The organism is Endozoicomonas sp. Z74 (genome assembly GCF_057680865.1).
The window spans coordinates 1-23,725 of sequence record NZ_JBLYZI010000067.1 but is presented as its reverse complement, the minus strand read 5'-3'; the positions used below and the strand labels follow the sequence as shown (position 1 = coordinate 23,725).

Genomic DNA, 23,725 nt, shown 5'->3' with positions numbered 1-23,725 from the left:
ACTTCGTTGTCAAAACTGCTGGCAGTAACTCTTTTATCATACGCCGTAGCGATCCCGATAAGCTTCTATTTCCGGAGCGTAGCCACTGACTTCAGGGTGGTTCCTGGCATATTCCAGAAGGTCAGCCAGAGAGACAATGCTCAGTACCGGTATGCCAAAGTCCCGCTCCACTTCCTGTATGGCAGACAGCTCCCCCTGCCCTTTTTCCTGGCGATCCATGGCAACCACCACTGCGGCCGGTCTGGCGTCAGACTGTTTAATGATGTCCATCACTTCCCGGATGGCGGTTCCGGCGGTGATGACATCGTCCACGATGGCAACCCGCCCTTTCAGCGGAGCCCCCACCATATTTCCACCCTCACCGTGATCCTTGGCTTCTTTCCGGTTAAAGCACCAGGGGGTATTTATGCCATGATGGTCATGCAATGCTACCGCAGTTGCGGTGGCCAGTGGTATTCCCTTGTAGGCTGGGCCAAATAAAATATCAAAATCTATGTCGGTGTTCACAATCGTGCTGGCGTAAAATTGCCCCAGCTTGCTCATGGCTTCGCCGGTATTGAACAGGCCGGCATTGAAAAAATAGGGAGACTTTCGCCCTGATTTCAGGGTGAACTCACCAAATCGAAGCACCTGCTGCTGGATGGCAAAATCGAGAAACGCTTTCTGGTATGGCTGCATGCAGAAGATCCTGTTTCAAGCAGGCGATTTTCCTGAATCGGGAAAAGCCTGTTCAGTCTGAATGGGGTTATTACGGTTTTGGACAGGAATCTATTTTAGCCATAAGGAGTGAAAGACAGAAGAGATCGCATTTATGCGGATAAACATACGGGGGGCGACCCGCTATCATTTGTTCGATACAATTCCCCATTTTCTGCAGTCAATCGTACCTTGAGAAAGGCATTTGTTCCGGCCTGTTCGGCTTCTGTCCTTTCCGGCTTTGCTGTTGTACGGCTGTTGCAGGTAAAGCCCGGTTTGGTAACCGTATGATCGAAAGTTCTGGCCCGTGACCGCTCTTAGAGGTGATGGCAACTGGTGCTTTCCTGCTCACGGCTTTGTGCTGTGGGTCCTTATGGCTGTGACAGATGGTGCAAAAGCGCTTCTCCAGCCTATGCAGGTTACTGGCATGCTGTGGTAACAAGATTAGTGCCGGTGTGTGTGAACGCATCGGCAAGGTGTAGTCAATGAGAGTTATCAGTTTAAATTGCGAAGGCATCAATAACGCACGAGAAAAAGGCCTGTTTGACTGGCTCTTGGAGCAGGATGCCGACCTGATCTGCCTGCAGGATACCCGCGAAGATGAGCAGGTGATTGAAGATCAGTACTTCCTTGAAGGTTATTTTGGTTATGCCTTCAGTGGATACAACCGGCCGGACCGTGGCGGGGTTGCACTGTATACCCGTCAGGCACCCAAGGCGATCATTACTGGCCTTGGCTTCCCGGAAGCCGATGAAACCGGTCGTTACCTCCAGGCGGATTTCGACAAGATCAGCATTGCCAGCCTGTATGTGCCTGAAGGGCATGACGATGAAAGCCAGAACTTCAAATACCGTTTTCTGGACGGCTATTCCCACCACCTGAGCAAGCAGCGCCGTAAGCGCCGTGAGTTTATCATGTGCGGTACCTGGAATATTGCTCACCGCAAAATCGATGTTGCCAACTGGCGTGATGTTCAGGAGCAGTCTGGGTTCAATCAGGCGGAACGGGGCTGGATGGAAGGTCTGTTTGGCGATATGGGCTTTTTTGATGCTTATCGTGAAGTGGACCGCGAAGCAGGCAAATACAGCTGGTGGAAGGATGAATACCTGCGTCATGACAACCTTGGAATGCGTATAGACTACCAGGTGATCACTCCTGGTATGCGCCACCGGGTGCTGAATGGCGGGATTAATAAATCCAAGGAGTTTTCTTCCCATGCGCCGGTGATTATTGACTATGACTGGGAGCTGGGCATGTAACTCCCTCTCCCGGAGCTGCGTTCCCAGGCAGGACCGCGGCTGTCCGCCCCCCCCCCCTCGCTCCCGTGCTTTCAGGCCCTATTGGGGCCAGCGTGGGTGCACAATGAAGGTTATGGTCAGCAGACCTGGCCAATCCGGTGCAGAATTTCATCGACCCTTTCTTTCAGGCTGCTGCTTTGTGGGGTGAACACCTTGTCATTCGCGATGTTAAGGTCTGTAAGGCTCCTGCTGATCCACTGATCAATGTCTTTCTGAAAAGTGAGGTCTCCATCTCGCATACTGTCTTCCACTAGGGGGATGGCGTTGGTTGGCAGGTAAATGAACAGATCCACCCTCTCGGAAATATAGCGGGCCATTTTGAAAACAAAAGGACTGACAGGCACGCTGCAGATATTCATCCAGTAGCGATGATAGGCCATCATTGACGGTGGACCCAGGTCGATCAGCCCATGCTTTTCAAGGTTTTGTGTCCACTCCAGTAGGGCCCCCAGGGCTGCCCCGGCCATGGCAGTAGAGGATATCTGGCGGATGGCAGGCGCTTCCAGTACCGCATTTCTGGGTTTTGGGTAACCCAGCAGGGACGCGGTTTTGCGGTAGTAATCCTCAAAAACAGGCCATTGACTGGCAAAGCTATTGGCCATTGACTGGCATGTGGTGGTTTTGCCAGTACCGTGGGACCCGATAAAAGCAATCAGCATTGCATGATACCTGTGTTTAATCGCTTCAGAGTCAGGTAAAGGTAGCTGAAGGGCGGTGAGTTACGCTTATCACCCTTTAGAAATCAGAAAACTTTGTTGTTTCAGAAAAAAAAGATGAAAGAAATCAGCCCTGGCAGGCAAGCCAGGGCTTGAGAGAGGAAATTGAACCTTGCGGTGTCTAGCAGCCTGTCGGACTTACGACAATTTCGGCCTAAAATCCAGAAAGAACGGCCTAATCTTTCGATGAATTCGATTAAATAGACTCACTATTCGCACGAATCCATCGAAAGATTTGACTCGTTCTACTGAATTTTATGCTCGAAAGCATAAGCCCGACAGGCTGCTAGTGGCGGTTATTGCGACAGAGCCTGCTTTTGAATCTCAATCAGCTCTTCAATACCGGAGCGGGCCAGGGCCATCATGGCGGTCATTTCATTCTGGCTGAATGGATCCGCTTCTGCGGTGCCCTGAATTTCAATAAAGCCACCTGCTTCTGTCATCACGACATTCATATCCGTCTCAGCGCTGGAGTCTTCCGGGTAATCCAGGTCCAGTATCGGGCTGCCTTTGTAAATGCCTACAGACACTGCCGCCACCCTATGCAGAAGAGGATCCGATTTAACCATCTTTTTCTCCTGCATATAGCGGATTGCATCAATCAGGGCAACGCAGGCGCCGGTGATGGAGGCGGTACGGGTACCGCCGTCGGCCTGGATAACATCACAGTCGAGGTTGATGGTGTTTTCACCCAGCTTTTTCATGTCCACGGCGGCTCTCAGTGAGCGTCCAATCAGTCGCTGGATCTCCAGGGTCCGGCCACCCTGCTTGCCACGGGAGGCTTCACGGCCCATGCGGTCTGTGGTGGATCGGGGCAGCATGCCATACTCTGCGGTTACCCAGCCTTGCCCCGAGCCTTTCAGAAAGCGGGGAACGCCCCGGTCAACGGAGGCGGTGCAAATCACTTTGGTGTCACCGAACTCCACCAGAACCGAACCTTCGGCGTGCTTGGTGTAATTGCGGGTGATTTTGACTTCACGAAGCTGGTCAGCAGTTCTGCCACTGGGACGCATGGAGGTAACCTTAAGTAAGCACAGAAAACAGTGCCGGATTATAACCGCTCTCACCCGGGCAAACAGCTGATATTTACCATGGACGTTCCGCCATTTCGGCTTATGGCGGTTTCTTTTGTGGATAAACTTCTGAAATAATTGGATGTAATTCTTCCACTTACAAAAGAGTATTTCATGACGTCCAGCATGACCGCATTCGCCCGGGTCCAGGTTCAGGAGGATTGGGGTAGCCTGGTTTGGGAAATCCGTTCAGTAAACCACCGGTACCTGGAACCTCATTTCCGGTTGCCTGAGCAGGTTCGTGAAATAGAGCCAGCCCTTCGGGAAGCCGTTCGCAGCCAGCTCAAGCGCGGTAAAGTTGAATGCACCCTCAGGTATCAACTGACCGAGAATGAGCAGGGGTTGAAACTGAACCCTGCACTGCTGGAAACCTTGAAATCGGCAGTCGGTGAAGTTGAGCGCTTGTTTGATCGAACTTCTGCGGTCAACCCCCTGGAGATCCTTCAGTGGCCTGGTGTTCAAACCAGTGAGGAAACGGAAGCGGAGGTGGTGCATAAAGCGGCACTGCAAGGCTTCAAGGCAGCCATCAAGCAATTGAGTGACATGCGCCTGCGAGAAGGCAGCGAGCTTGAAAAGTTCATTGAGTCAAGGCTTCAGACTCTGGAGGCGGAAGTGGTTAGCCTGCGTAAGGTGCTTCCTGAGATTCTTGACAGTCAGCGCCGGAAAATCCTGGAGCGTCTTGAGGAAGCCAAACAGGAGTTGAATCCGGAGCGGCTGGAGCAGGAGATGGTGATTCTTGCCCAGAAAATGGATGTGGATGAAGAATTGGACCGGCTGGATACTCACGTGGGGGAAGTCAGAAGGACCCTCTCCAGTGTGAAAAAGCAGGGTGCCATTGGCCGGCGACTGGATTTTCTGATGCAGGAGCTGAACCGTGAGGCCAATACGTTGTCTTCCAAATCCATTAATGCCGGGCTGACCCAGAGTGCTGTGAACCTTAAGGTCCTTATCGAGCAGATGCGGGAACAAGTCCAGAATATTGAGTGATGTTTTTCTTTCGTTATGGGCATTTGTCATCGACTATTATGTATATCTTTTCGATATACAAAATGGTCGTTAGCTGATTCAGGAGCCACTCATGAAAATCAAGAATGTCCGGTTTGAACAGAAGGATCTGGATCGTCTAGGGCGGCTGGCCGCCAGTCAGCAAAAAGATGTATCCACATTGATCCGGGAAGTGGTCACGGACTATCTGGATGCCGAGGAGTGGCAAATGCAACAGGTCAAGGACACTCTGTCTGCCGTTGAGTCCGGTGAGATGGGCACTATTGACCTTGATCAGTTCTTGAAAGAAGAACGATAAATATGGACGTCCGCGTTCGTCTCACAGTTGCGGCCAGAAATGACTATCGCGAGATTGCTGAGTGGCTTGATGAACACAACCCTGCTGTAACCAGTCGTATTCTTGAAACCATTAAATTCAATCTTGACCGACTGAAGGACTACCCTCTGGTAGGACATAAACAGGGGCGATATCGAAAAATTCAAGTGGTGGGTACACCCTATCTGATTTACTACCGCCTCACGGCCAGAGAGCTGCTGATCCTCCGTATTTTTCACGAAAAACAGAAGCGTTGACAGGAGCAGGCATAGAGTCAATGGAAAGGCATTTCCTGAGTCCGGATTTCCTGGAAAGATTCAGGGCATCCAGTCGGGTTGCATGAGTTGCTCGTATTCCCACGGGCAGGTTTCTGGAAAATCCTGGGCCGATATGGACTGGTGCTTTTGCAGGTAGGGTTTCATTTCGTCTACCGCCATGGTTACGGCTTCCTGATAGCATTCTTCCAGCACTTTCGGAAGATAGTTTTTCAGACTGGGGGTTTTTCTCAGTTTACGGTTTATATTGTTGCGGCTTCGATACACTGTTCCCTGCCACTCTTTGCAGTTATAAGGTTCTGGCATATCCGGATTCAGTAACCGGGTTTGGTATTGATACTTCAGGATGTGAGCAATCATTGTCGACAGCCAGCTTTCCAACGAGTCCTTTGCATTGCCACCCACTTCGTCCAACTCCTCAAGCAAGTTGTCAATATCCAGCTGGTCAAACAGCCCGGCCTTGAGCAGTGCTTTTTGTTGTTCGGCCCACTCGGCGTAGTCGGTTTCGTAAAGATTGTTGATGTTTTCCATTGCCTGAATCCTTTTCATCACTGCCTTCCATTCTAGGACAGCTTTTCAGGAGAATCATGGCCCGGTTTTCTGCCCTGCCTGCCGAGCAAGCGAGTTTCTGTATAACCCTCTGGCTCAAATGTGCTGCCAGAACATACAATAAGGTAATTGCTGAACCCTGGCTTATTTGTCAACCGTGGCCAGGTTTCGACAGCGACTTTGCCCTGGAGCTTTCATGAATATTGGCAAACTGTACATTATTGCCGCCCCCTCAGGGGCCGGCAAAACCAGCCTGGTCAAGGCAATGGTGGAATCGACGCCCCATGTCCGGGTTTCGATTTCCCATACCACCCGGGATATGCGCCCTGGTGAGCAGGACGGTGTGAATTACCACTTCACGTCTGTGGAGCGCTTTAAGGATATGCTTGGCCAGGGAATGTTTCTGGAGCATGCAGAGGTATTTGGCAACTACTATGGGACCTCAGAGCACTGGGTCCGTGAGCAGCTGAAAAAAGGTGAGGATGTCATTCTTGAGATTGACTGGCAAGGTGCTCAGCAGGTTCGCAAGCTGATGCCCGATGCAGTGTCCATCTTTATTCTTCCTCCTTCCCAGGAAGCGCTGAGGGAGCGGCTGATTGGCCGGGCGACGGATGACCTGTCTATTATTGAACGGAGGATGTCCCAGGCGGTCAGTGAAATGTCCCATTACGGAGAGTTTGACTACCTGGTCATTAATGATGAGTTTGATTTAGCCCTGCGGGACCTTCAGACCATTATCCGTAGCCAGAGGCTGTCCATTAACTGGATGCAGCACTACAAGGCGGATCTGATTAAAGGGCTTCTGGGCTGATATCTTCAGCGCGCGCTCAGTAAAAGAGTCAGCAAAGACACCCAGTGGATGACTGGATGTCTTTGCCCTTTCACATCCACAGGCAATTGATGCCCGGTCAGATACTGTGTCGTCTGGTTCTGATGCTGTTCATAACCTTTCTTCCGTGACTCACCGGACCTGGGCAAACCGGCCAGCCGGTATCACTGACAATAGCCTTTGCCTGTTGAACCTTGAACTGAAGAATTTTCAGCATGGCCCCTCTTACTTGTGGATCATGAATATGGCCGGCCAGGGCTCTCAAAGTCTGGTCATCCATGCTGGCTATTTTACCCAGAGCGTTCTTGATCCGGTCCTGAATCCGCTGGTCATCTTCTTTCTCAAGAAGTGTCAGAAGGGTCGGTTTTCCCCAGTATTGGAGGGTGTGCTTCCAGGAGGGGGTCAGCAGGCGCTGCTGGAATGTTTCCAGGCTGCAGTCATCTGGAAGATCAAAACAATTATAAAACCCCATTCCAAAATCAATGGCACAGAGCTTGATCCTCATTCTCCCATCGCTCTCTTTTATTTTGGAAAACATATAGTTTTCAGGCTTCAGGCAGTCCTCGTCCCCCAGAAGAAAACGCCGTATCACCAGATTGGTGACAGGATCAAAGTTTTCAACGAAGTCGCCAAGGCTCGGTAAAACGGCTTCTGAAAACAGTTCACTGGCATCGGCATAACCATTCAGGTGCCGGGCGGCAATGGAGTGGGAAGCTTGATGATCAGAGTCACCAGAATCAAAACTGTAGCCAACTTCGTATTCATCATTGAAACGGTTCATGCTGTCCGACTGCTGGGCAGCGCCATCGGGTGAGGCCAGCATCGCTGTCTTGTAAACGTTGGCGGCCAGAACTTCCCGTTGAGTCAGTAACTGGTGGTCATCGAAGTAGCTGGATTTGTAGGGTTTTCCAGTGACCCAGTAGATCATTTTCTGAAGAAAGCGTTTGAAGCGCTCAGTGCTCGCTTCTTTTCCCGGTGTTTTCAGGTGCCATGACTCTTCCGGGAGCCCCCCTTGCTGTTTAACCACCCATCGATGGCTGACGGTGTCCCCAAAGGTATGACTGCTTTGTTTATCCTGCCAGAAGGTTGCGAAAGGCTGGCTTCCGTTGATTGGGGGAATTGTTTCTGATGGACTGCCCGGTGTTTGCACATTCATGTCATGCATTATCGATCTGGCCGGGGCCTGGTTGGCTTGGACGTTATCCCTGGGCATGAGTCGAATAACCACCATTAATCTTCGAACCAGGCGCTGGAATCGGTCACGGGCTGTTTCAGGTGCACTGACAGGGGCTGGTGGCTTGGCATCCACCAATGCAGGGCGTGGAACGGTAACTTCTTCAACTACCGCTGGACGCATTCCTAATGTTGCCATTGTTATGCCCTCCCTAGTTCCTGTTCAGCCCTATTTCCGAAGGATGTTTTGTTCCAATATCGGTTCTTTTTTCTCTGGAGGGATACTGTAGCAGTGATGCTTGAGTAATAAACTAACCATATGGTCAGTGTCATTGACGATAAAAAAGGCGGAGGAAGTCACTTCCCCCGCCTTTTTCTGTTTTTACAATGGGTGGTGGGATTAAATGGCTGCTGTTGCCTGCTTAAGCCATTGGGCGTCTTCCCCGCTCAGCAAAGGAGCCAGTTCTTGCTGAACCAGCTGGTGATAGTCGTTTAACCACTCTTTTTCTGCTTCTGTCAGCAAATCCATTACCAGTGGCCGGGTATCAAAAGGTGCCAGAGTCAGTGGTACCAGCTTGTAGAAGGTTCCAAACTCATTTTCCACGTCCTCTGCGACCCGCATGATGTTTTCCAGACGGACACCGTGCTTGTCATCTCGGTACATGCCGGGCTCATTGGTAATCAACATGCCGGGCTGGAGAGGAACGTCCAGCCACTTGGTGCTGATGCTCTGGGGGCCTTCATGAACGTTCAGGAAAAAACCGACCCCATGTCCTGTTCCGTGGTTGTAGTCCAGACCCATGGACCAGAGGGGTTGTCGGGTGATGGCGTCCAGTTGGATGCCCCGGGTGCCCTTCTTGAAACGGGCTGTGGCCAGAGCGATATGGCTCTTCATCACCAGTGTGTAATCCCGCTTTTCTTCCTCTGTCAGGTCGCCACAGGCAAATGTGCGGGTAATATCCGTGGTGCCATCAGGGTACTGGCCGCCGGAGTCAATGAGCAGCAGGCCTTTGGTGTCAATGTCGTAGGATGAGGCCTCATCGGCCCGATAATGGCAGATAGCGCCATGGCCGGCATAGCCCACAATGGCCGGGAAGCTGACGCCCTTGAACTGGTCAGATTCAGAACGGGTGGCCAGCAGCTTTTCATCAATGTTGACTTCGTTCAGCCGGCCGGAGGGGATATTGGCTTCCAGCCAGCGGATAAAGCGAACCATGGCCACGCCATCACGACGGTGGCAATCTGACATCCGGCGAATTTCAGTCTCGTTTTTGATGGCCTTCATCAGGGTGGTCGGTGAGGGGCCTTCAATCACTTCCACCGCCTTGGGCAGTGAGCCAGCCAGTTTATAACTGGTGTTGGCCGGGGCCAGAAGCAGGCGGGTTTCTTCAGGAAGAGAGGCCAGATGGTGTGTAACCCCTTCATAAGGGGCGATCTTTACACCGGCTTTCTCCAGAGCAGCCACGGCCTCTGTTTCTATGCGGCGGTCATTAATAAACAGGGTGACTGAATCAGCGGCAATCAGGGCATAGGATAAAAAGACCGGGTTGCAGTCAACATCCGAACCCCGGAGATTGAACAGCCAGGCAATATCATCCAGGGTGGTGATCAGCAAATCCGTAGCTTGCTGGTCCTGGAGGGCAGCGCGGATCTCGCCCAGCTTTTCTGTCAGGCTTTTACCAGCGTAAGCATCATCGTGAAGAAAAACCGGCTCAGCGGGCAGGGCTGGACGGTCTTGCCAGACACTGTTCAGCAAATCCTCATCCGCAGCCAGGGTGATGTTTTTCCTGGCCAGCTTCTTTTCCAGGTGGCGGGCGGTATCCAGGCTGACAACAGCTCCGTCAAAGCCTACCCTTCCCTGCTCGCTGACTTCCTCTCCGAGCCATTCTGTGAGGGTGGGAACATTGGGTTGACCGTCTTTCATCAGAGTGATGTCAGTGCCGGCCAGTTGCTGTTCTGCCTGGATAAAGTAGCGCCCATCGGTCCACAGTGCAGCCTTGTGGGCTGTGACCACGAGTGTGCCGGCGGATCCGGTGAACCCCGACAACCATGCCCTGCCCTCCCAGTGACTGGCCACATACTCACTGTTATGGGCGTCCGATGACGGCAGAATCCAGGCGTCGATAGAGCGTGCTGCCATGGCAGCGCGAAGATCAGCCAGTTTATTTGAGAGTGTTTGCATTTGGCTTTGTTCCAGACATCAGATCAAGGAGTGAATCCCTGCAACCGGGACACAAGTGAATCTACTACTATACCTTTGCAAGTCAGTGGTGCAAATGTTTGGATAAAATATAAGGTGACCGTATGTTGTCCATACAAAATGTATTAAAGGTGAAAGTGATATAAACACAATATTGGAAAAATATAATTTAAATCTACAATGTTTGCTTGTAGATCAACTAAACAGTTTGATTATGGTTTGATCGCACAGGGTGATTACAGTAATGGTCTTTGCGATTTAGAACCAGGATTTATATGGTTTCTAAAATAAGTTGTCTTGTATGCTTTGGTTGGTAAATGGTATGCATAGAAAAATGAAAAGCACCGATGTGGCGATCTTTTTGTTATCTTTTCTGTCGTTGGAGGCTTTCTCTATTGCAGGAGTGAATAATACGCGTGCCGCCGATAGTGCTTTCAGCTGGGCGATGGGACACTTTTCCTGTTCGGCAGCATTGATTTCCTCAAGGGTTGTTATTACCGCTGCGCACTGCCTTGAAGGTGACTCTTCTCCTGGCTTCTTTCACAAGCGTACAGGCCAGTTTTATTCTGGAGTTTCTAAGTTTAAATTTTCAGTACACCTAGAGGAACCTGATATTGGTATTGTTGTTTTAAATCAAGGGGTTGGGGATGACTATCCGGTGCTATCTTTGCCAAGTTATATTCAGGAGAATCAATATTTAAACGCATCTTTGAGTTGTAATGGGTTTAATAAAGTGCCGTTTTCATTAGCAGGGGGTTGGGATAAGAGTAAAGCCCAGACGAGATATGCAGCACAAAGAGAGATGACATATGGTGAATATTATCAAGGCATAAATGATATGGAAGAAAGAATCTCTTATATTCCCATTGAGTTTTATGGTAGGTTTTATCCATTGCTGATGCCTAGTAAGGATCAGTGTCTTCCCAAAAAAAGAGTTTCTCAGGAAGAGTATGTCTTTAACTGCAATTTTGTTAATGACAACCCTAGTAGTCATGATTTTAAAAGGCTTGATGATTATTTGATTCTTACTGTGCCATTAAATGGCAATCTTAAAGTTCCCATTATGCCAGGAGATAGTGGTGGATCTATTCTTTTTCATGAGGATGGTGGTTTTTATTTACTTGGGGTGATAAGTGGAGAAAAGTGGCACCCAAGAACCATTATGCACTGGAGGTGGATCGTTAGGGAAGTTCTTAAGTTTTCTGTAGATGATGCTATCCATATTGCTCGGCAAGTCTTAGATGCAACCGTGTGTGAGAATAAAGTTCTAACATCTCAAGGTGGGAGGATAATTATGGATATCGACAGAATAGGTAGTGAGATAAATTATTTTGAGACAGATTCGAGTATTTTAGATTTAGATGTCTGTAACTGTATTTCTAGTAAAGGAGAAGCAGCTTTTAAGTATTTAGGTAACGAGCTGCCAAGCCCCTATTATGTGTTGGAATCAAATAGTACTGTTATTTATAATGAGGTTAGTGGAGATTGTACTAGTGATGTAGAAAAAAAGGTAGGAGGGAAACTCTACAAGGATAGTGAAGTTTTCTCTGATCACGGGGGTGCAAGCAATGTTAGATTAGGTGATGTGGTTGCTGTGGTAGATGACGAAAAAAAAGCACTAAAGTTATTCAGGGTTTTATATAAAGATTGTAATGGCGATATCTATCCTATTCCTGTTGGTGATAAGTGTAACCAAAACTGGCAGTGCCTTGGTTATGAAAAGTTGTTTTTGTTCGTTGATTATAAGGCTAGTCGGTTTAGGTTTGATGGGGCATGTGGTTTACAGGGTTACGTAGATATTGTTAAAAATCAGCCTTATCATATGTATGATTTTGATGAATATTTTGTTTGTGACGATGACGGAGTTTGCGGTAATAAAACAACTGGTTTTGAGGTTGATCGGTATATAGGGGCAATATTTTATGTGGTAGATGATGGAAATGACAAAATTGATTTTTATAGGCTGTGCTTAATTGAATGTGACAAAACTGTTGCTGATCCATCCAATCCAGAGTTCGGCAAATATAACTGGGATGACTATGGCAGTCATATCCCCTCGGAAGAAAATATTTTATCAATGGGATGTTATTTTTTTTATTATCATGAGGATTGTTTGCGGGAGTGTGTAAAGATAGGCGTCAAGTTTGTTTATGATGCAAGAACCGGTAAAAATATGAGTTATCCAGATATACAAAATGACTGTCTCCCGTTTTATAAAAAAATATCATCGACATTGCCCCCCCCTGTGAGTGAAGAGGTAACAAACAGCCAGCCTGTTTTGATAGAGGTTTCTGAGAGTTCCTTGAATTATGTTACTTTGTTGCCGAATTCGACTAATAGCGAGGTGTCCGCGTCGGTTTCGGATGTGATTAAAACAACCGAACCAATAAACTCTGAGTGGCTAACACAGCCGGTAAGTACTTTCATTCATGATGAATATGAAAGCCAGATAGATGGAGAAAGACATACTGCTGATGCAGACGCGAACAATCCTTCTTTTATTGCAGGTGTTGCAACGGGGTCTGTCGCTACTGTTATGGGTATTGCTGTCGTTATATATTGTGTAATCAAAAGGAAGGGGCACCCAGGGGCAAGTGCGGATTCAGCCAATCAAGGCAGCTATGAAATGGTTGAGATGGCTGAACACTGAGGGGGGGGAGGCTTTCTCTCCTATGGGCACAAAAAAAAGGATGTTCTACTTTTGGGGCTTATGTTTCGGATTCCATATTGGTTCAATTGACTTGTTCAATGTAGTCTGGCATTTCCAGTCAAGGCTTGTCTGGCCCCAGGCCGTAAAGTAAACTAAAAGGTCCGGCAAACCGGCAAATGATGACTGATTGATGGAGTAAAATGTGGCTCGAGTAACCGTAGAAGACTGTCTGGACAATGTGGATAACCGCTTTGAGCTGGTGATGGTCGCTTCCAAGCGCGCCCGTCAGCTGACCATTGGTGGTAAAGACCCAAAGCTGGACTGGGAAAATGACAAGCCCACTGTTGTGGCCCTGCGTGAAATTGCTGAAGGCCTGGTGACCCCCCTTTCTGTTGATGAGCGGACTGTGGATGACGATGAAGCCGCCATGTTCCTGGCCGGTGTAGAAAGCTAAACATCTTTGGTTCTGCCCAGGAGCGCAGCACGAGAGGTGTTGGTTGATCTGCGAGGGAGGAGCGGACTTTGCTGACCATCGATGAGTTTGCCGGCCGCTTGAAGTCCTACCTGAATTCCGAGCAGGTTAACCTGGTTCGTCGGGCCTATTATTACGCGGAACAGGCCCACGACGGACAGGTTCGCCGCAGTGGCGATCCTTACATCATCCACCCCCTGGAAGTTGCTTCCATTCTTGCCGACATGCACATGGACCATCAGAGCCTGATGGCTGCCATGCTCCATGATGTGATCGAAGACACCGGTATTGAAAAACAGGCCATTGCCGAGCAGTTTGGCGATGTTGTGGCTGAGCTGGTGGATGGGGTCAGCAAACTGACCCACATGCACTTCGAAAACAAAACCCTCGCCCAGGCGGAAAACTTCCAGAAAATGGCTCTGGCCATGGCCAGGGATATCCGGGTGATTCTGGTCAAACTGTCTGATCGTCTCCACAACATGAGAACACTGGGTGTCCTCAGGCCGGATAAACGACGACGCATTGCCAAGGAAACCCTGGACATCTATGTTCCTATTGCCAACCGTCTGGGAATGCACACACTCCGGACCGAGTTGGAAGACCTGGGGTTTTTTGCCATGCATCCCATGCGGGCCCGGTTGATTCGTCAGGCGGTCCGGAATGCCCGGGGCAACCGGAAAGACCTGGTCAGTCAGGTGCAGCAGGCCATTGCGACCCGTCTTGAAGAAGAAGGCCTGAAAGGGCGCGTGGTGGGTCGCGAGAAGCACCTATACAGCATCTACAGCAAGATGAAGAACCAGCGAAAGTCCTTCGATGACATCATGGACATGTTCGCCTTTCGCATCATTGTGGATAAAGTGGACAGCAGCTATCGGGCCCTGGGCATTGTTCACAACCTCTATAAGCCGATTCCCGGACGCTTCAAAGACTATATCGCCATTCCCAAAGCCAATGGCTATCAGTCGCTTCATACTACCCTGTTTGGCATGCACGGCGTGCCTATTGAGATCCAGATCCGCACCCAGGAAATGGAAGATATGGCCAATAATGGCATTGCCGCCCACTGGCTCTATAAATCCGGTGAAGAGGCGTTGTCGGGCAGTCATGCGAGAACACGACAGTGGCTGAAAGGTGTTCTGGAACTGCAGAAAAACGCCGGTGACTCACTGGAATTTATTGAGAACGTTAAAATCGACCTCTTCCCCGATGAGGTCTATGTGTTTACGCCAAAGGGGCATATCTTCGAGCTGCCCAAGGGGGCAACCGCCGTTGACTATGCCTATGCCATCCATACGGACGTAGGCAACACCTGTGTCGCCTGCCGGATCAACCGACGTCTGGCGTCGCTCAGTCAGCCGCTGCAGAGTGGCCAGACTGTTGAGGTGGTGACAGCTCCAGGGGCAAGGCCCAATGCCGCCTGGCTGAACTTTGTTACTACTGGAAAGGCGCGCTCCAATATCCGCCATTTTCTCAAACATCAGCGCAGAAATGAGTCCATTGCCCTGGGCAGACGCCTTCTGAATAAGGCGCTGGTGAGCTTTGATACATCCCTTGAACAGATCAGTGAAGAAACCATCCAGAGACAGCTGTCGGTGTTTGAGCTGGAACACCTTGATGAGCTGCTGGAGGATATAGGTCTGGGTAACCGGATGGCCTATATCGTAGCCAAGATACTGGTGGAACCGGGCAGCCTGATGGAAGATAAAAGTCAGCTGGACCTTTCAAATACAGAGAAGCCGCTGTCTATCCGCGGCTCTGAAGGGATGGTGATCAGTTTTGGCAAGTGCTGTTACCCCATACCGGGAGATCCGGTGGTGGGCCATGTCAGCTCTGGACGGGGCATCGTGATACACACTGACACCTGCCCTAATGTGGGAGAAATTCGCCATAATCCGGAAAAAATTCTGGAAGTGGAGTGGGATAAAGAGGTCTCTGGTGAGTTTACCGTGGAGCTCCATGTTGAGCTGGAGCATCACCGGGGCATGATCGCTTCACTGGCCACCACGATCACAGCGGTCGAGGGCAATATTGAAAAAATCAGCATGGAGGAACAGGACTCCCGCTGTTGCATCGTTCAATTGCTCCTTAATGTCCGGGACCGTGTTCACCTGGCCAGAATCATTAAGCGCCTGAGAGTCATTAAAGGCGTTCATTCCATTACCCGTCGCCGGGAATCCTGATTACCCTTCACAGCTTTGATCAAAAGATGATATCTGTGCTTGAAAAAAAGCACGCAGTCCCTAGTATCGAGGTTCTTTGAAAAAGCTTTTCGAGAAAACTTTTTGCTATGTGACCCGTTCGCTGGCATAGCGTGTTTTTAGTCACTGACCCTTTTTCCAGCAGGCTAGAGCCCATCATGAGTAACAGGCAGACGATAAATACCGATCAGGCCCCCCAGGCTATTGGAACCTACTCCCAGGCGGTTAAGTCCGGAACTACGGTATACATTTCAGGGCAGATTCCTCTGGTTGCAGGCACCATGGAACTGCTTGAGGGGGACTTTAAAGACAAGACCCGTCTTTGCTTTGATAACCTGAAAGCCATTGCTGTTGCGGCAGGCGGCTCCCTGGACGACGCGGCGAAAGTCACGATTTTCCTCACGGATATGTCAAACTTCGCCCAGGTGAATGAGGTGATGGCCGAGTACTTCCAGCAGCCTTACCCTGCCCGTGCCGCAGTGGGTGTGAAAGAGCTGCCCAAGGGCGTGCCCGTAGAAATTGAAGCCATTCTTGAGCTGAAATAACCGCTGAAGTCATTTTGAGGGACAAGCAAGCGCCCGGTGAGGGGAAGCTCGGGCGTTGCTGCTTATAAAAAGCCTTCGTTTTTCAGAAGGTCTCGGTACCCAGTCTGATAGTCCGGAAAATAGAAACGGTATCCGGTATCAAGAATTTTCTGGTTCCGGCATCGTTTGTTGCCTCGCTGGGGGGCTGGGCTCTGGTGATCCAGAGTGATGTTCAACTGCTGGCCCATCCACTGGATCACTTCATGGATTGGGGCTGGCTCACTGTCTACGCCAAGATACAGGGGGTCCACTGTCTGACCATCCATGTCCCTGCGAATAAGATGGGCAATGATGCCTGCGCAGTCCTTCTGGTGAATCCGATTGCTGAAGACAGCGGGTTCTTTCGGGCACCCTTCCCCTCTCATTACACGATGAATAAGCCGGTTGCGGCCCGGGCCATAGATCCCCCCAAAACGAATGGCGGTTGTGGCCAGGTCTGACTGAGTCAGCAGCGTTTCGGCTTTCAACAGGGCCTGGCCGTTGAAACGGCCGGGCTCAGTGGCAGAGGCTTCATCAACCCATTCGCCCTGGTTCTGATGGAAGACACTGGTGCTTGAGGTAAAGAAAACCCGCCTGGGTGAATAGAGCCCTGCTTTCAACCGGTGCAGTGTATTGCCCAGGCCTGTCACATAAGCCTTTTGGTAACTTTCCGGCGTTCCCTTGTCTGCGGCGGCGGCATAGACGACATAATCAATGCGATCTGGCCATTCACCCAGCTGGTCAGTGTGGGTCAGATCGCCCTGAATGGGGTGCACACCGGCTGGGAGTCGAGTGATATCTCGCCTTAGTCCCCAGACATTGAAGCATTTCATGGTCATCAGCTGCCGGGCCAGTTCACAGCCTACCTTTCCGCAACCGACGATCAATATGTTGAGCCTGTTCATAGCTATCATCTATTGCTTGATATAATCTCTGGAAAAAACATAATGTATCCAATTGGTGATACTGGATAAATTTACAGTATTATAGTTGTCATCCATGTCGGCGCCAGCCGGTTAAATGCAGTCAATACCATCATGACCCTGACAGAACTTCGCTATATTGTCACGCTTGCCCAGGAGCAGCACTTTGGCCGTGCTGCCGGGAAGTGCTTTGTCAGCCAGCCGACCCTGAGTGTGGGTGTGAAAAAGTTGGAAGATGAACTGGGCATTGCCCTGTTTGAGCGGACACGAAATGCAGTCAGGGTCACTCCTATGGGGGAGATGATCATCAGCCAGGCACAGAAAGTGCTGGAAGAAGCGTCTGCCATCAAGCAACTGGCTAAGTCAGGACAGGATCAGTTGAGTACCCCGCTTCGGGTTGGTGCCATTTATACCATCGGACCTTATCTCTTCCCCCACCTGGTGCCTCAATTGGCCCAGGCTGCACCCAAAATGCCTTTGTATATCGAAGAGAACTTCACAGCGGTGTTGCGGAGAAAATTGAGAATGGGGGAGCTGGATGCCATCATCATTGCGCTTCCCTTTAATGAGCCGGATGTTTTGACCCGCCCTCTTTACGATGAGCCATTTCGGGTTCTATTACCGGGTGGGCATCCATGGGAGGCAAAGAAGGAAATTGATCCTGCAGACCTGGCGAAAGAGGAGTTGCTGTTGCTGGGTGAAGGGCACTGTTTTCGTGATCAGATTCTTGAAGCCTGTCCCATGCTGGCCAATAAAAAAGACGCCGGTTCGGATGGCAGTGGTATCGAAGCTACCTCGCTGGAGACCATCCGCCACATGGTGGCCTCTGGTATGGGGATCAGTGTACTGCCCCAGTCTGCAGTGGTAGACAGTCACTATGCACCGAATGTGCTCAGTACGCGTCCTTTCCGGTCACCCGCTCCAGGTCGTACTGTGGCACTGGCCTGGCGGGCCAGTTTTCCCCGGCCAAAAGCCGTGGATGTGTTGACGGATGCACTCAGGCTTTGCTCGGTGGTCTGACCTTCTTTAGGGGGTGTGTGAAATGGGTTTGATGAACCGCGTATGACGCAATAAAGCCAGGGAAACTGTGTGGTGAATAAGTCTTTGAATGCCGTCCCCGTGACAACCCTTAAAGGGGTCGGAGCCGCTATGGCTGACAAACTCGCCAGAATGGGTATTCAGAGTGTACAGGACTTATTGTTCCATCTTCCCCTGCGCTATCAGGATCGAACCCGGGTAACTCCCATTGGTTCACTGCAACTGAATGGGGATGTGGTGGTTCAGGGTAAGGTCGCCGCTTCGGATATTGTTATGGGGCGCCGTCGAAGCCTGCTCTGTCGCATCAGTGATGGCACGGGGTCCATCAGTTTGCGCTTTTACCACTTTACTGGTGCCCAGAAGAATAATCTGAAACCGGGCGCAGAAGTTCGGTGTTTTGGAGAGCCCCGCAGGGGTTCCACAGGGCTGGAAATGTACCACCCCGAGTATCGGGTGATCAGAGAGGATGACTCGGTTGAGGTGGAAGAAACCCTGACACCGGTGTATCCGGCCACTGAAGGTTTGACTCAACAGCGGCTTCGCAGTCTGTGTGAGCAGGCTCTGACATTTCTGGCTCATCCGGATTCGTTGCAGGAGTGGCTGCCACTGGCGATACGCAGGCAATATCAGCTGGAGCCCCTGGTTGATGCGGTTCGGTTGCTGCATCACCCTCTTCCCAGTGAGTCAACGGTGCTTCTGGGGGAAGGCAGACACCCTGCCCAGCGGCGACTGGCCTTTGAGGAGTTGATGGCTCACAACCTGAGCCTCCAGAAGTTAAGGTTGAAAGTTCGCTCCGTGGGTGGGTTTTCCATGGCTGGCAGAAACCAGTTAACCGGTAAAATGCGGGAGATGCTGCCTTTTTCTCTGACCGACGCCCAGCAGCGGGTCATGGAAGAACTGAGTCAGGACATGTCCAGTGAGCAACCCATGCTTCGGCTGGTGCAGGGGGATGTGGGATCAGGAAAGACTGTCGTTGCGGCCCTGGCAGCGCTTCAGGCCGTGGAAAATGACTTCCAGGCAGCGGTCATGGCGCCCACTGAGATTCTTGCAGAGCAGCATCAGGTCAACTTTTCTAACTGGCTGAAGCCTCTGGGTATCTCCATGACTTTTCTCTCCGGGAAAACCAAGGGGAAAAAACGACAGGAGGCACTTGATCAGATCGCATCTGGTGAAGCCATGGTGGTGGTGGGGACCCATGCCCTCTTTCAGGAGGATGTGGATTTCAAGCGGCTTGGTCTGGCGGTGATTGATGAACAGCACCGCTTTGGCGTTCATCAGCGCCTCGCCCTGAGAAAAAAAGGGGAGAAAAATGGTGGCCTCCCAGACCAGTTGATAATGACGGCAACCCCTATTCCCAGGACGCTGGCCATGAGTGCCTATGCGGACCTGGATGTTTCGGTGATTGATGAGCTACCTCCCGGGCGGACACCGGTGAATACGGTGGTGATTGGTGATGACCGCCGGGAGCAGGTGATGGCGCGGTTGCGTTCTGCCTGCCTTGAAGGGCGCCAGGCCTACTGGGTTTGCACTTTGATTGAAGAGTCCGAAGCATTGCAATGTCAGGCCGCAGAAGTGACGGCTGAACAATCGCGGGAAATGCTGCCAGAGCTGGCCATAGGGCTGGTGCATGGACGAATGAAGCCTTCGGAAAAAGCGGAAGTCATGGGCGCCTTCAAGGCGGGCCATTTGCACCTTCTGGTCGCCACCACCGTTATTGAGGTGGGGGTTGATGTGCCCAATGCCAGCCTGATGATCATTGAAAATCCGGAGCGGCTGGGGCTTGCCCAGCTTCACCAGCTTCGTGGCCGGGTGGGACGGGGCAGTACTGCCAGCCACTGTCTTCTGATGTACCATGCCCCCCTTTCCCAGCAGAGCAGGGAAAGGCTTCAGGTGATGCGTGACTCTTCAGATGGCTTTGTCATTGCGGAAAAAGATCTGGAGCTCCGGGGGCCCGGTGAGGTGCTGGGGACTCGACAGACCGGCCTGGCACAATTGAAAGTGGCCGATCTGGAAAGAGACCGGGACTTATTGGAAGGCGTACCTGAAGCAGCCCAAATGCTATTGAGGACGGCTCCTGAAAATGCCGAGCCTCTGTTGTTGCGCTGGTTGGGTAAAGGAGAGGACTATGCCAGCGTTTGAATTTATTTTCAGGTTTTGATGCAAGAAAAAACGTTCTGGCTGATCATTATAAGATCAACGGTTCACAGGCAAAGATGATGAATGATACAGAGCTTTCTTCTGAGGAAATAGAATACGCTGGCTTCTGGCTTCGTTTAGGGGCCACATTACTGGATACCCTTTTTGTTCTGCTGGTCACCCTTCCTCTGACGTTTGTCTTGTATGGCTCAATGTTTCCGGAAAGTCAGGCGGGTATGTTGATGGGAGGTTGGGACTTGGTGATCAACTGGCTGTTCCCGGCATTTGCCGTTGTGCTGTTCTGGGTTTTCAAGGGGGCTACCCCAGGCAAAATGCTGACATCCATGAAAGTGGTGGATGAAAAAACAGGCAGAATACCCAGTGCTTCTCAGTCTGTGATCCGCTATCTGGCTTACTTCGTTTCCACCCTTCCCTTTTGCTTTGGGTTTGCCTGGATTGCTTTTGACCCCAGGAAGCAGGGTTGGCATGACAAGATTGCCCGAACGGTGGTGATTAAGGTCAGCAAGCCAGAGGCTGTCTGAATTTTCAGGACTCTTTCAGTAGCTCAGATTGAATTTTCTGAACAGAAAGCCCAGGCACCACAGGGGGCCGATCAGTAGAAACTGCACGTCCTGAAAGAACGACGGTTTTTTACCTTCCAGTTTGTGGCCGACGAACTGGAAAATCCACGCCACCACAAAAATCGTAATGCTTACAGGCATTACATACTCACCAAGCCCTTCCGAAAGGGCGGCGGAAAATGAGAATACGACGATCATTGCCAGAGACAGGGATACAGACAGTCGAAAGTAGAACAGCAGGCTGATGGCCATGGCAATCCAGGCAAGCACCGGTTCAATGGCCCAGATCATCCCGACAATACTGAACAGAATTGAGGGAACACAGATCCAGTGAATCAGCTTATTGGTTTTGTGCTGGTGGCTTTCTCCGTATTCGGCAAACCATTGCTCTATCGTCTTCATGAGTCACTGGCCTCTTCTGATTTATTGTTATTGAAACCTGGAGCCACTTTACCAACCGGTACACTGAGCCGCAATGGGGTAGAACTAAAAACTGGTACGATAGTTCTATATTGTTTGATAGGAAGATGAACCGGCAGTTCGCCTGCCGGTCATATGTGCCGGTTTATGCCTGTTCAGGCATTGGTGGCAACGAAGTACTTTGGATCTTCAATCACATTCACTTCGACCAGACTTCCAGCCTTTTTCAGGAGTTGTTGGCAGTCCGGGCTAAGGTGAAGCAGGTGAAGGGTTTTGCCGCTGTTCATGTAGCGTTCTGCCAGAGTATCTATGGCTTCCAGGCCAGAGTGGTCCGATACCCTTGAGTCTTCAAAATCGATAATGACATCCTTGTTGTCTTTTTTGGGTGAGAACTGCTCCAGGAAATGGGTGGTGGAGCCAAAGAACAGTGGGCCATGGACTTTATAAACCGTGGACCCTTTATGATCTTCCTGCTTTTCCACCCGGATGTGTTTGGCGTGCTCCCAGGCAAAAACCAGTGCGGAAACGATCACACCCACCACCACAGCCACAGCCAGATCGGTCAGTACGGTGACGACAGAAACCAGTACCAATACAAAAGCATCGCCTTTGGGCACTTTGTTCATAATGCGGAAGCTGCTCCACTCGAAAGTACCGATCACTACGATGAACATCACGCCCACCAGAGCCGCAACGGGAATCATCTCAATCAGGGATGAGGCAAACAGAATGAAAACCAGCAGGAAGAGCGCGGCAGAAATGCCGGAAAGGCGACCCCGGCCTCCAGAATTCACGTTGATCATGCTCTGGCCAATCATGGCACAGCCACCCATGCCTCCGAAGAAGCCCGTCACCACATTGGCAACTCCCTGGCCTACACATTCACGGTTACTGCTGCCGTGTGTTTCGGTGATTTCATCCACCATCCGCAGGGTCAGCAGGGATTCAATAATCCCGATAGCGGCCAGAATCAGAGAGTAGGGGAAAATAATGGCCAGCGTTTCAAAAGTGAATGGAACGGATGGAACACTGAAAGAGGGCAACCCTCCGGCAATTCCTGCAACATCACCCACGCTATGGGTGTCGAGGTTTAGCGCAATTGCCAGGCCTGTGACGATAATAATCGCTGCCAGGGATGAGGGGATGGCTGTGGTCAATTTAGGCAGGAAGTGGATGATGGCCATGGTCAGAGCCACCAGTCCCAGCATTTGATAAAGGGCTGTGCCTTTCATCCAGGCGACATCAATGACACTTCCTTCAAAGAAGGTGCCAGATAACCAGCCGGCTTCGCCCTGAACGCCAAACTGACCCAGCTGGGCCAGAAAAATAACGATCGCAAGGCCATTCACAAAGCCAAGCATAACCGGGTGGGGCACCATACGGATAAATTTGCCCAGCTTGAACACTCCGGCCAGTACTTGAAGAACCCCCATTAATACAACGGTGGCAAACAGGTACTGCACGCCGTGGTTGGCCACCAGGCTGACCATCACGACCGCAAGGGCTCCTGTGGCTCCGGAGATCATGCCTGGTCGACCGCCAATGGCTGCTGTGATCAGGCCGACCAGGAATGCTGCGTAGAGACCTACCAGGGGTTCTACACCTGCAACAAACGCAAAGGCAACCGCCTCAGGGACAAGTGCCAGGGCAACCGTTAAACCTGAAAGCAGGTCGTTCTTTATTGCGGCAGCTCTGCCTGCTTGAGGGCTGAGTTGAGGTTCAAACAAATTGTTTCTCCATTATAAAGAGCCTGTAGCTCGTTTATGTTCATAGGGTCTTTATAGACGACATTCCCCAAGTGTGAACGGCCGTTATCCGGTTCGTCCAAAACCTGATCGTTGACTGAAAACAGCGTTATTTCAGAAGCGATTTGTTCAGTTAGTGATCTGCTGTATCAAGAGAGGGGGCTGTGCTCTCTGTTTCCATGATGTTATTAGCGTCCCGCAGCCACTTCAGTTGAGAGGGAATCACAGAGTTGGGCAGAAAAGTCGTTTGTAGTTGTGGGCGCGAATTCTAAAGCCCCCCCCAGTTAAAGGCAATTGTTGATAGATAGCGTTGGTTTTCTGTTGATGAAGGGGGCTCTATATATTGAAAGGCTTTTTTCGCCGGAAGATACCTGGTGGTTGAAACCGATGTGTGTGGGATAGGTATATTGCGCAGGTTGCCAGAGCGCTTGGGGTGCGTATAATGCGCCCCACTTCCAAGACATCAGTCAGGACAGCGGAACGAATCGTTCATTGCTGGCCGGCTTCGTTGATGGGAGGTGCGGTTGGTTTTTAACGGTGTCGAAAATGACCGGTTGACAACGAGCTGCAGCGCGGTAAGATGCGCATCCGCTGACAGGGGTTGAGGCCAACGTCAGTGAGTTGGAAAGCCTTCTGCTTCTTCGGAAAACAAGTGCTTGACAACGAAAGCCGCCACGGTAAGATAGGCGGCCTTGCTGATCGGCACCATTGCCGGTTAGAGATTAAGTCCCAACGACTTAATCAAGTTCTTTAACAAGATATCAGACAATTCGTGTGGGCGCTTGTGCGATTGCATCGGTTAACAAGACTTCGGTCTTGAACTACTTAAGATGCTTAATTGAGCAAGCGAACATATCTGTTAATTCATG

21 protein-coding genes are annotated in these 23,725 nt (G+C 50.7%); 12 read left to right on the top strand and 9 right to left on the bottom strand.

The window, feature by feature from the left end:
* Positions 1 to 36: 36 nt before the first annotated feature.
* Positions 37 to 678 (bottom strand): orotate phosphoribosyltransferase, encoded by a 642-nt coding sequence (gene pyrE / locus ACNRUY_RS17675; protein WP_488112971.1) that lies wholly within the window; start codon positions 676 to 678, stop codon positions 37 to 39.
* A gap of 503 nt (positions 679 to 1,181) precedes the next feature.
* Here pyrE and ACNRUY_RS17670 point away from each other — a divergent pair.
* A complete protein-coding gene (locus tag ACNRUY_RS17670) occupies positions 1,182 to 1,955 on the top strand; it encodes an exodeoxyribonuclease III (protein ID WP_488112970.1) in 774 nt (257 codons plus the stop codon).
* A gap of 116 nt (positions 1,956 to 2,071) precedes the next feature.
* Here ACNRUY_RS17670 and ACNRUY_RS17665 read toward each other — a convergent pair whose 3' ends face one another.
* Positions 2,072 to 2,653, bottom strand: a complete 582-nt coding sequence (locus ACNRUY_RS17665; RefSeq protein WP_488112969.1) for an AAA family ATPase — start codon at positions 2,651 to 2,653, stop codon at positions 2,072 to 2,074.
* A gap of 353 nt (positions 2,654 to 3,006) precedes the next feature.
* The gene (gene rph, locus ACNRUY_RS17660) at positions 3,007 to 3,723 is read right to left on the bottom strand and encodes a ribonuclease PH (protein ID WP_488112968.1); all 717 of its coding nucleotides are present in this window, start codon (positions 3,721 to 3,723) and stop codon (positions 3,007 to 3,009) included.
* A gap of 174 nt (positions 3,724 to 3,897) precedes the next feature.
* Here rph and ACNRUY_RS17655 point away from each other — a divergent pair, with 174 nt between their 5' ends.
* From ACNRUY_RS17655 to ACNRUY_RS17645, 3 genes are all read left to right on the top strand, one after another.
* Positions 3,898 to 4,770 (top strand): YicC/YloC family endoribonuclease, encoded by an 873-nt coding sequence (locus tag ACNRUY_RS17655; RefSeq protein WP_488112967.1) that lies wholly within the window; start codon positions 3,898 to 3,900, stop codon positions 4,768 to 4,770.
* Between the two features lie 91 nt (positions 4,771 to 4,861).
* The gene (locus ACNRUY_RS17650; RefSeq protein ID WP_488112966.1) at positions 4,862 to 5,086 is read left to right on the top strand and encodes a CopG family ribbon-helix-helix protein; all 225 of its coding nucleotides are present in this window, start codon (positions 4,862 to 4,864) and stop codon (positions 5,084 to 5,086) included.
* Positions 5,087 to 5,088: 2 nt separating this feature from the next.
* Positions 5,089 to 5,361 carry a type II toxin-antitoxin system RelE/ParE family toxin gene (locus ACNRUY_RS17645; RefSeq protein WP_488112965.1) on the top strand — a complete coding sequence of 91 codons (273 nt, stop codon included), beginning with the start codon at positions 5,089 to 5,091 and terminating at the stop codon, positions 5,359 to 5,361.
* A gap of 60 nt (positions 5,362 to 5,421) precedes the next feature.
* Here ACNRUY_RS17645 and ACNRUY_RS17640 read toward each other — a convergent pair whose 3' ends face one another.
* Positions 5,422 to 5,928, bottom strand: coding sequence for a DUF29 domain-containing protein (locus ACNRUY_RS17640; RefSeq protein WP_488112964.1), 507 nt, complete (start codon positions 5,926 to 5,928; stop codon positions 5,422 to 5,424).
* 196 nt (positions 5,929 to 6,124) lie between these two features.
* On the opposite strand from ACNRUY_RS17640, the gene gmk reads away from it, so the two are divergent.
* Complete coding sequence (gene gmk, locus ACNRUY_RS17635; protein ID WP_488112963.1) at positions 6,125 to 6,739, top strand: guanylate kinase; 615 nt, start codon at positions 6,125 to 6,127, stop codon at positions 6,737 to 6,739.
* Between the two features lie 97 nt (positions 6,740 to 6,836).
* On the opposite strand, the gene ACNRUY_RS17630 is transcribed toward gmk, so the two are convergent.
* Positions 6,837 to 8,129 carry a hypothetical protein gene (locus ACNRUY_RS17630; RefSeq protein WP_488112962.1) on the bottom strand — a complete coding sequence of 431 codons (1,293 nt, stop codon included), beginning with the start codon at positions 8,127 to 8,129 and terminating at the stop codon, positions 6,837 to 6,839.
* Positions 8,130 to 8,330: 201 nt separating this feature from the next.
* Positions 8,331 to 10,112 (bottom strand): aminopeptidase P family protein, encoded by a 1,782-nt coding sequence (locus ACNRUY_RS17625; protein ID WP_488112961.1) that lies wholly within the window; start codon positions 10,110 to 10,112, stop codon positions 8,331 to 8,333.
* Between the two features lie 352 nt (positions 10,113 to 10,464).
* Here ACNRUY_RS17625 and ACNRUY_RS17620 point away from each other — a divergent pair, with 352 nt between their 5' ends.
* The 4 genes from ACNRUY_RS17620 to ACNRUY_RS17605 all read left to right on the top strand — a co-directional run bounded on the left by ACNRUY_RS17620 (position 10,465) and on the right by ACNRUY_RS17605 (position 15,995).
* Positions 10,465 to 12,780 carry a trypsin-like serine protease gene (locus ACNRUY_RS17620; RefSeq protein WP_488112960.1) on the top strand — a complete coding sequence of 772 codons (2,316 nt, stop codon included), beginning with the start codon at positions 10,465 to 10,467 and terminating at the stop codon, positions 12,778 to 12,780.
* Positions 12,781 to 12,982: 202 nt separating this feature from the next.
* Positions 12,983 to 13,234 carry a DNA-directed RNA polymerase subunit omega gene (gene rpoZ / locus ACNRUY_RS17615; RefSeq protein ID WP_488112959.1) on the top strand — a complete coding sequence of 84 codons (252 nt, stop codon included), beginning with the start codon at positions 12,983 to 12,985 and terminating at the stop codon, positions 13,232 to 13,234.
* A 68-nt stretch (positions 13,235 to 13,302) separates the two neighbouring features.
* Positions 13,303 to 15,432: a bifunctional GTP diphosphokinase/guanosine-3',5'-bis pyrophosphate 3'-pyrophosphohydrolase gene (gene spoT, locus ACNRUY_RS17610; RefSeq protein ID WP_488112958.1), complete on the top strand. Its 2,130-nt coding sequence runs from the start codon at positions 13,303 to 13,305 to the stop codon at positions 15,430 to 15,432.
* Between the two features lie 176 nt (positions 15,433 to 15,608).
* Positions 15,609 to 15,995, top strand: coding sequence for a RidA family protein (locus ACNRUY_RS17605; RefSeq protein ID WP_488112957.1), 387 nt, complete (start codon positions 15,609 to 15,611; stop codon positions 15,993 to 15,995).
* A 62-nt stretch (positions 15,996 to 16,057) separates the two neighbouring features.
* Here the strand turns inward: ACNRUY_RS17605 and ACNRUY_RS17600 are convergent, their stop codons facing one another.
* Positions 16,058 to 16,918, bottom strand: a complete 861-nt coding sequence (locus ACNRUY_RS17600) for an SDR family oxidoreductase (protein WP_488112956.1) — start codon at positions 16,916 to 16,918, stop codon at positions 16,058 to 16,060.
* Positions 16,919 to 17,050: 132 nt separating this feature from the next.
* Between ACNRUY_RS17600 and ACNRUY_RS17595 the strand changes: the two genes are divergently transcribed.
* The 3 genes from ACNRUY_RS17595 to ACNRUY_RS17585 all read left to right on the top strand — a co-directional run bounded on the left by ACNRUY_RS17595 (position 17,051) and on the right by ACNRUY_RS17585 (position 20,652).
* Positions 17,051 to 17,956, top strand: coding sequence for a hydrogen peroxide-inducible genes activator (locus tag ACNRUY_RS17595; RefSeq protein WP_488112955.1), 906 nt, complete (start codon positions 17,051 to 17,053; stop codon positions 17,954 to 17,956).
* Positions 17,957 to 18,028: 72 nt separating this feature from the next.
* Entirely contained in the window at positions 18,029 to 20,113 is a 2,085-nt protein-coding gene (gene recG / locus ACNRUY_RS17590; protein ID WP_488112954.1) for an ATP-dependent DNA helicase RecG, read from the top strand.
* A 74-nt stretch (positions 20,114 to 20,187) separates the two neighbouring features.
* Entirely contained in the window at positions 20,188 to 20,652 is a 465-nt protein-coding gene (locus ACNRUY_RS17585) for an RDD family protein (RefSeq protein WP_488112953.1), read from the top strand.
* A 15-nt stretch (positions 20,653 to 20,667) separates the two neighbouring features.
* Here the strand turns inward: ACNRUY_RS17585 and ACNRUY_RS17580 are convergent, their stop codons facing one another.
* Complete coding sequence (locus tag ACNRUY_RS17580; protein WP_488112952.1) at positions 20,668 to 21,093, bottom strand: Mpo1 family 2-hydroxy fatty acid dioxygenase; 426 nt, start codon at positions 21,091 to 21,093, stop codon at positions 20,668 to 20,670.
* A gap of 173 nt (positions 21,094 to 21,266) precedes the next feature.
* Complete coding sequence (locus ACNRUY_RS17575; protein WP_488112951.1) at positions 21,267 to 22,838, bottom strand: SulP family inorganic anion transporter; 1,572 nt, start codon at positions 22,836 to 22,838, stop codon at positions 21,267 to 21,269.
* Positions 22,839 to 23,725 lie beyond the last annotated feature (887 nt).